This window comes from Kitasatospora sp. NPDC057198 (genome assembly GCF_042670125.1).
GTDB lineage: Bacteria > Actinomycetota > Actinomycetes > Streptomycetales > Streptomycetaceae > Kitasatospora.
On the sequence record NZ_JBHUWH010000364.1, the window covers coordinates 1 to 8,141 of the forward strand.

7 protein-coding genes are annotated in these 8,141 nt (G+C 73.9%); 3 read left to right on the forward strand and 4 right to left on the reverse strand.

From position 1 onward, the window contains the following. Positions 1 to 83 precede the first annotated feature (83 nt). The 3 genes from ACFUEL_RS30055 to ilvA all read right to left on the reverse strand — a co-directional run bounded on the left by ACFUEL_RS30055 (position 84) and on the right by ilvA (position 3,407). Positions 84 to 944, reverse strand: a complete 861-nt coding sequence (locus ACFUEL_RS30055; RefSeq protein WP_380239930.1) for an ABC transporter permease — start codon at positions 942 to 944, stop codon at positions 84 to 86. A gap of 1 nt (position 945) precedes the next feature. Then, positions 946 to 1,965: an ATP-binding cassette domain-containing protein gene (locus ACFUEL_RS30060; protein ID WP_380239931.1), complete on the reverse strand. Its 1,020-nt coding sequence runs from the start codon at positions 1,963 to 1,965 to the stop codon at positions 946 to 948. A 230-nt stretch (positions 1,966 to 2,195) separates the two neighbouring features. Next, on the reverse strand, positions 2,196 to 3,407 hold the full coding sequence (gene ilvA / locus ACFUEL_RS30065) for a threonine ammonia-lyase (protein ID WP_380239932.1): 1,212 nt from the start codon (positions 3,405 to 3,407) through the stop codon (positions 2,196 to 2,198). A 130-nt stretch (positions 3,408 to 3,537) separates the two neighbouring features. Between ilvA and ACFUEL_RS30070 the strand changes: the two genes are divergently transcribed. Beyond that, entirely contained in the window at positions 3,538 to 3,987 is a 450-nt protein-coding gene (locus ACFUEL_RS30070) for a MarR family winged helix-turn-helix transcriptional regulator (protein WP_380239933.1), read from the forward strand. A gap of 24 nt (positions 3,988 to 4,011) precedes the next feature. Here the strand turns inward: ACFUEL_RS30070 and ACFUEL_RS30075 are convergent, their stop codons facing one another. Next, the gene (locus ACFUEL_RS30075; protein ID WP_380239934.1) at positions 4,012 to 5,166 is read right to left on the reverse strand and encodes a cystathionine gamma-synthase; all 1,155 of its coding nucleotides are present in this window, start codon (positions 5,164 to 5,166) and stop codon (positions 4,012 to 4,014) included. A 164-nt stretch (positions 5,167 to 5,330) separates the two neighbouring features. Here ACFUEL_RS30075 and ACFUEL_RS30080 point away from each other — a divergent pair, with 164 nt between their 5' ends. Both ACFUEL_RS30080 and ACFUEL_RS30085 read left to right on the forward strand, forming a co-directional pair. Next, positions 5,331 to 6,959 carry a M48 family metalloprotease gene (locus tag ACFUEL_RS30080; protein ID WP_380239935.1) on the forward strand — a complete coding sequence of 543 codons (1,629 nt, stop codon included), beginning with the start codon at positions 5,331 to 5,333 and terminating at the stop codon, positions 6,957 to 6,959. A gap of 36 nt (positions 6,960 to 6,995) precedes the next feature. Then, on the forward strand, positions 6,996 to 8,135 hold the full coding sequence (locus tag ACFUEL_RS30085; protein WP_380239936.1) for a hypothetical protein: 1,140 nt from the start codon (positions 6,996 to 6,998) through the stop codon (positions 8,133 to 8,135). Positions 8,136 to 8,141 lie beyond the last annotated feature (6 nt).

Below are 8,141 nucleotides of genomic sequence, written 5' to 3' on the forward strand. Positions count from 1 at the left end.
GGTGCCGCCGCCCGCCCCCCGGGGGGGGGGGCGCGCCCGGCGCCGGGGGGGCGCACCCGCTGGGGTCCCGGGCGCGGCGGCGCTCAGCCCGCCGCGCGGCGGTACTTGCGCACCGCCAGCCAGGAGAAGACCGCCATGATGACGAGCGACCAGGCCACCGAGACCAGCGCGGCGTGCTGCATCGGCCAGGAGTCCGGCACCGGGCCGAGCTGGTTGCCGAACAGGCTGCGGCACGCCTGCACGGTGGCGGAGAACGGGTTCCAGTAGGCAACCGGCTGCAGCCAGTCGGGCATCGAGCTGACCGGCACGAAGGCGTTGGAGACGAAGGTCAGCGGGAACAGCCAGATCAGGCCGGCCGAGGTGGCCGCCTCGGGGCTGCGCACCGACAGGCCGATCAGCGCGCCGATCCAGGAGAAGGCGTAGCCGAGCAGCAGCAGCAGGCCGAACGCGGCGAGCATGTCGAGCACGCCGTTGTGGATCCGCCAGCCGACCAGCAGCGCGACCAGCGCCAGCACGACCAGGATGAACGCGGTCTGCACCAGGTCGGCCAGGGTGCGGCCGGTGAGCACGGCGGCCCGGGACATCGGCAGCGAGCGGAACCGGTCGACCAGGCCCTTGGTCATGTCCTCCGCGATGCCGGCCGAGGCGCCGGCCACCGCGAAGGTGACGGTCTGGGCGAAGATGCCAGCCATCAGGTACTCGATGTACGTCTGGTGGCTGGGCTGGGCGCCGGGGATCGCGATCGCGCCGCCCATGACGTACGAGAACAGCAGCACGAACATGACCGGCTGCATGAGCCCGAAGACGACGATCTCGGGGATCCGGGTCATCCGGCGCAGGTTGCGCTTGGCGACCACCCAGGAGTCGTGGGCGGTGGCGGCGACGCCGCGCCGCGGGGTGACGGGGGCGCCGCCGATGGCGCCCCGGGTGTCGGAGAGTGTCATCTCAGGCGTCCTTCCCCTGGCCGCGGCGGCCCTTGCCGGCCTTCGCCGGTGCGCCGCCGTCCTCGTCCTCGTCCGCCCCGTCCTCGGTGACGTGGCCGGTGAGGGAGAGGAAGACGTCGTCCAGGGTCGGGCGGCGCAGGCCGATGTCGTCGATCTCGATGGAGCGGGCGTCCAGTTCGCGGATGGCGTCGGCCAGGACGCGGGCGCCGCCGCTGACCGGGACGGTGATCCGGCGGGTGTTCTTCTCCACTGTCGGGTCGCCCTTGGCGTACGGGGTGAGCGCGGCGACGGCCTCGGGGACGAGGTCGGCGGCGCGGACGACCACCTCGATCCGCTCGCCGCCGATCTGGCGCTTGAGCTCGTCGGCGGTGCCGCGGGCGATCACCTTGCCGTGGTCGACCACCGCGATGTCGTGGGCGAGGCGGTCGGCCTCCTCCAGGTACTGGGTGGTGAGCAGCAGGGTGGTGCCCTGCTCGACCAGGGTCTCGATGACCTCCCACAGGGCGAGCCGGTTGCGCGGGTCGAGGCCGGTGGTGGGTTCGTCGAGGAACATCACCGGGGGCCGGACGACCAGGGCGGCGGCCAGGTCGAGGCGGCGGCGCATGCCGCCGGAGTAGGTCTTGGCGGTGCGGTCGGCGGCCTCGGAGAGGTTGAACCACTCCAGCAGTTCCAGGGCCCGCTTCTTCGCGTCCCGGCTGCTCATCTGGTAGAGCTCGCCGACCATCTGGAGGTTCTCGCGGCCGGTGAGGTACTCGTCGACGGCGGCGTACTGACCGGACAGGCCGATCAGGCTGCGCACCTGGTTGGGGTGCTTGAGGACGTCGACCCCGGCCACGGTGGCCCGGCCGGAGTCCGGTTGGAGCAGGGTGGTCAGGACGCGGACGGTGGTGGTCTTGCCCGCGCCGTTGGGGCCGAGCAGGCCGAGCACGGTGCCCTCGGGCACGTCCAGGCTCACCCCGTCCAGGGCGCGGACGTCACCGAAGGTCTTGACCAGGTTCTCGGCTTCGATGGCTGCCGCCATGGGCCTGCCTCATCTCCTGATGCGAAAGGTGCGAGTCGATTTGCGGGGGAATCATCCGATTTGTTACCCGAGCCCGCCTGCGGCGAAGCTCGCGATACATCGCAAGATGCTGTCACTCGCGATATATCGCGTCAAGCGCTGCAGGTGAGGCGGGTCACAGCATGCCGGACGCCACTGACAACCGGCCCGACCCCGCACCCGACCCCAGCGCCCGGCCCCGGCGCCCGGTCTCAGCGGCTGACCACGTACCCGGCCTCGCGCAGCTCCCCGATCACCGCCGAGCAGTGCTCGGGCCCCTTGGTCTCCAGGTGCAGGTCCACCTCGACCTCGGTCAGGCCCAGCTGCGGGTCGATCCGCACGTGCGCGACGTCCAGCACGTTGGCGTCCACCCGGCCCAGCACGCCCAGCAGTTCGCCCAGCGAGCCGGGCCGGTCGAACAGCCGCACCCGCAGCGACAGGTAGCGGCCCGCCGCGGCCAGGCCGTGCCGCAGCACCCGCTGCATCAGCTGCGGGTCGATGTTGCCGCCGGAGAGCACCGCCACCACCGGCCCCTCGAACCGGCCCGGCTCCGACAGCAGCGCGGCGATCGGCGCCGCCCCGGCGGGCTCGACCACCAGCTTCAGCCGCTCCAGGCCGACCAGCAGCGAGCGGGACAGCGCGTCCTCGGTGACCGTCACCACCCCGTCCGCGAGGGAGTTCACCACCTCGAACGGGATGTCGCCGGGGCGGCCGACCATGATGCCGTCCGCCATGGTGGCGTACCGCTCCAGCGAGACCGGGCGGCCCGCCGCCAGCGACAGCGGGTACGCGGCGGCCGCGGCCGCCTGCACGCCGACCACCCGGACGTCCGGGCGCAGCGCCTTGACCGCGATCGCCACGCCCGCCAGCAGCCCGCCGCCGCCGGTGCCGACCAGCACGGTGCGCACCTCGGGGCACTGTTCCAGCACCTCCAGGCCGACGGTGGCCTGGCCGGTGATCACGTCCCAGTGGTCGAAGGGGTGGATGAACACCGCGCCGGTCGCCTCGGCGTACTCGCGGGCGGCCTGCAGCGCCTGGTCGACGTTGGCACCGTGCAGCCGGACCTCGGCCCCGTACTCGCGGGTGGCGGCGACCTTCGGCAGCGGCGCGGCGAGCGGCATGAAGACCGTGGAGCGCACCCCCAGCAGCGCGGCGGCCAGCGCCACGCCCTGCGCGTGGTTCCCGGCGCTGGCGGCGACCACCCCGGCGGCCCGCTCGACCGGGGACAGCCCGGCAATCCGCACGTACGCGCCGCGCAGCTTGAACGAGCCGGTGCGCTGCAGGTTCTCGCACTTGAGGTGGACGGGGGTGCCGGCCACCCCGGAGAGGTGGCGGCTGGTCTGCATGGGGGTGACCCGGGCCACCCCGGCCAGCATCTTCTGCGCGCCCCGGACGTCGTCCACCGTGATCGGCCAACTGTGCATGGCGGTAAGCCTAGGGCGCACCCGCTGATCCGGCGGGAATCCTCAGGCGCGCCCGACCGCGTGGTTCCGGTGTTCGCCCGGCGCGCGTACGCTGCTGGACACGAGTCGCCCACACCAGCCGTGAGCCGCGATGAGCCTGCCTGCGCCCGATCCCTCCCCCGACCCCGACGGCCCCGATCCGGACACTCAACTCCCTTACCAGGTCGCGGTGTTCGCGCGGCGGGTCAGTGTCGCGGGCGAACTCGACCGGGCCGCGTTCCTGCTGCTGGAGCAACTGGCCGCGAGCGGCCCGGCCAACGTGAAGACGCTGGCGGCGGGGCTCGGGGTGGACTCCTCGACGGTGACCAGGCAGGCCGCGCCGCTGCTGCGGGAGCGGCTGGTGGTGCGGCTGCCCTACCCGGCGGACCGGCGGGCGGTGCGGCTGGCGCTGACGCCGCTGGGGGCCGGGCGGCTGGCCGAGGTGCGGGAGCGGCGGCGGGAGTTGATCGCCGAGCTGACCGCGGGGTGGACGGCCGGGGAGCGGGCGGTGTTCTGCGCGCTGCTGGCCCGGTTCAACGACGGTCTGCTGGACCGCCGTTGAACCGTCACCCGCACTGAGCGGCCGTCAGCCGAGCGCCTGCTCCAGGTCGGCGAGCAGGTCGGCGGCGGACTCGATGCCGACCGAGATCCGCACCAGGTCGGCGGGCACCTCCAGCGGGGAGCCGGCCGCGGAGGCGTGGGTCATCCGCCCGGGGTGCTCGATCAGCGACTCGACGCCGCCCAGCGACTCGCCCAGGGTGAACAGTTCGGCCCGGTTGCAGACCTCGACGGCGGCCTGCTCGCCGCCCGCGACCCGGAAGGACACCATGCCGCCGAACGCCTTCATCTGCTTGGCGGCGACGTCGTGCCCGGGGTGGGTGGGCAGGCCGGGGTAGAGCACCCGCGTCACCTTCGGGTGGTTCTCCAGCAGTTCGGCGACCTTGGCGGCGTTCTCCGAGTGCCGGTCCATCCGGACGCCGAGCGTCTTGATGCCGCGCAGCACCAGCCAGGCGTCGAACGGCCCGGCCACCGCGCCCATCGCGTTCTGGTGGTAGGCGACCTCCTCGGCCAGGCCGGGGTCGGCCACCACCAGGGCGCCGCCGACCACGTCGGAGTGGCCGCCCATGTACTTGGTGGTGGAGTGCACCACGACGTCGGCGCCGAAGGAGATCGGCTGCTGCAGGTAGGGACTGGCGAAGGTGTTGTCGACGACCAGCTTCGCCCCGGCGGCGTGCGCGATCTCGGCGACGGCGGCCAGGTCGGTGATGCCGAGCAGCGGGTTGGACGGGGTCTCCACCCACACCGCGCGGGTGGTCGGGCGGATCGCCTCGCGCACCTTCTCGGGGTGGTGGGTGTCGGCGACGGAGAACTCGACGCCCCAGCGGGTCAGCACCTTGGCGAACAGCCGGAAGGTGCCGCCGTAGGCGTCGTTCGGGATGACGATGTGGTCGCCGGGCTTGAGCAGGGTGCGCAGCAGGGTGTCCTCGGCGGCCAGCCCGGAGGCGAAGGCGAGGCCGCGCGCGCCGCCCTCGATCGCGGCCAGGCACTCCTCCAGCGCGGTGCGGGTGGGGTTCGCGGAGCGGCTGTACTCGTAGCCCTCGCGCAGTCCGCCGACGCCGTCCTGCTTGTAGGTGGACACCTGGTAGATCGGCGTCACGACTGCCCCGGTCCGGGGGTCCGCTTCCTGGCCCGCGTGGATGGCGAGGGTCTCGAAGCCGTGGGAAAGCTGGTGCTCGGTCATGCCGGCGAGCCTAGTGCGGAAGGGGGTTGTCCGCGGGGCGCGCGGGACGGTGTTTCCGCCGCCCGAAAGACCTCGCGGCGGGACAGGTCGCACCAGTACGATCTGCCAGCCCGCACACATGCTCGATACTTGGAGTCCCCGGAATGTCCACGGAGCGCACCGGCATGCGCACATCCACCCGGGCGCTGGTCGCCGTCGCCCTGCTGGCCGGGTTCTACCTGCTCGCCGCGGCCATCGTGGTCGGCCTGGTCTGGCTGAACGTCGAACTCGTCGTCGACTCCGACCGCCTGCACGGCGGCATGGTCAAGCTGTGGCTGCTGAGCGCCGCCATCGCCTACCCGGTGCTGCGGGTGGTGTTCCTGACCCGCCGTCCGCGCTCCGACCACCGGGAAGGGCTGGAACTGACCCGCGAGCAGCAGCCCGAACTGTGGGCCCGGGTCGACCGGATCGCCGAGGCCACCGGCGTCCGCGGCCCCGCCGAGATCCGCCTGGTCCCGGAGGTCAACGCCTACGTCTCCGAGGAGACCCGGCTGCTCGGCCTCGTCCCCGGCCCGCGCCGCCTCGCGGTCGGCGCCCCGCTGCTGATGGGCCTCAGCGAGGCCGAGCTGGACTCGGTGCTCGCCCACGAGTTCGGCCACTACGCCAACAACGACGTCCGCCTCGGCGCCCTCACCGTGGCCGGGCACAGCGCCCTGGTCCACTCCATCACCACCCTGCACCACCGCGCCGACCAGCACCGGGCCCAGAAGGCCGCCGAAATCGCCGAGAACAACGCCTACCGGGCCGCCAAGGGCCGCGGCGCCCGCGACGAGGACCCGGGCGACGGGGGCGTCGAACGCGTCCTGGCCAAGCTGTTCACCCAGTACGCCAAGCTGTACTTCCGGGTCACCGAATCGGTGCGCCGCCAGCAGGAGTTCGCCGCCGACCGGCACGCCGCCGAGATCGCCGGCCGGGACGCCACCGCCGCCGCGCTGCGCCGCATCCCGGTCCTCGACGCCGCCCAGGGCTTCTACCTCGACCGCTACGCCACCATGGGCTGGTCGGTCGGCCTGCTGCCGGTCCCCGGCCAGTTCTACGGCGGCCTGGCGCACCTGCTGGCCGACCCGAAGCGCCGCGAGGAGCTCGACGCGATGGGCCTGGACCTGCCCGAGGAGGAGCCCGGCCCGTACGACTCGCACCCGCCGATCCGGCAGCGGGTCGCCACCGTCGAGGCGCTGCCCGACTCGCCGGGCCTGCCGGGCCTCGGCTCGGAGCTGCCCGCGCTGGGCCTGCTGCGCGACGCCGACCGCCTGCTCGCCGAACTGGAGACGCTCGTACTCGTCCCCGAGGCCGCCACCAAGCGCCGCGTCGAGTGGCCCGACCTCGTCCACGAGACCCTGCTGGCGCACGCCCGCGAGCAGGCCCAGCCCGTCCTGCGGGCGCTGACCGGCATCGGCCTGCACGGCACCGTCGAGGCCATGCTGGACGCCCTGGAGGCGGGCCGCGGCGAGGAGATCGCCGCGAAGCTGCCGCAGAGCGAGGAGTCGGCGAAGGCCACCGGCCGGGCCGCCCGGGAGTTCCACCGCGGCCTGCTGCGCGAGGCCCTGCACGCGCTGACCGTCCTGGCGCTGACCTCCGACCGGCGCGCCCGCTGGGAGCTGTCCTGGAGCCGTCCCGCCGCCCTGGTGCTGCCCGGCGACGCCGCGGAGCGGCTGCCCGCCGCCCTGGACGCCGCGGTGGCCGCCGCACCCGACACCGTCCCGCTGCGCGCGCTGATGGCCGAGACCGCGGCCGCCGTGCCCGCCGCTTCCTGACCCCCCGTCACACCCCCCCCTGGAGAACCACCCCCGATGGCCAGACTGATCGTCATCATCCCGCTCGTCCTGCTGCTGGCCTGGAAGGTGCTCACCTGGTGGGCGAAGACCAGGACCGCCCGCGTGGAGAAGCTGCGGAGCGAGTCGCAGGACCGCGTCAAGGAGCGGCGCGCCGAGATCGAACGGGAGCTGTCCACCAAGCACGGCCTGGCCCCGCGCGAGAAGCTGGTCGTCGCGGAGGCCCCCGGGATCCCGGGCCTGGACGCCGCGCTGGCCGCCGCCACCGCCGGCGACTGGCACCCGGCCGCCGAGCTGATGGCCGCCGCGGCCGGCGACCACGGCCTGCGGGCGCGCCTGCTCGGCCCGCTCAGCGAGAACGCCGCCGAGGACGACGCCTGGCTGCGGGCCTGGCGCGCCGAGCGGCCCGAGGACGCGGACGCCGCGGTGATCACCGTGGAGGCGCTGGTCCAGGTCGCCTGGAACATCCGCAGCTCCCGGCGGGCCAGCGAGGTCAGCCAGGAGCAGTTCAAGGCGTTCCACCGGGTCCTCGGCGAGGCCGAGGAGGCCGCGAAGGAGGCCGAGCGCCTGGCCGCGGACGACGACCCGCTGCCGTTCCACGTCCAGCAGCCGATCGCGATGGGCCTGGGCTGGGAGAACTCCCGCTACGCGGCCCTGTGGTCGGAGCTCACCGCCCGCGACCCGCTGCACTTCGGCGGGCACATGCGGGCCCTGCAGTACTGGTGCGCGAAGTGGCACGGCAGCCACGAGCTGATGCACGCCTTCGCGGACGCGGCGGTGGCCGGCGCGCCGGTCGGCTCGCTGCTGACGGTGGTCAAGCTGGATGCCTGGCAGGAGCAGTTCCGGGGCGTGGAGGACCGGCAGGCCGCCTACGGCGCCCCCGAGGTGCTGGCCTCGGTCGAGGCGGCGGAGGCCGACCTGGCCGCCGCCGAGGCGGACCCGGCCACCGCCGAGGCGATGTCCTACCGGATCCTGGGCCTGCGGGGCCGGCTCGCCTACTTCCACACCCGGGCCGGTCGCGGCGCCGAGGCGATGCGGCACTTCCGGGCGCTCGGCCCGCAGGTGTCGGCCCCGTGGACGAACTACGACGACCCGGTGCACTACTTCCAGTTGGACCGCGTCATCGCCGCCGCCCACCTCGGGAGCGCCTCCGCCTGACCCTCC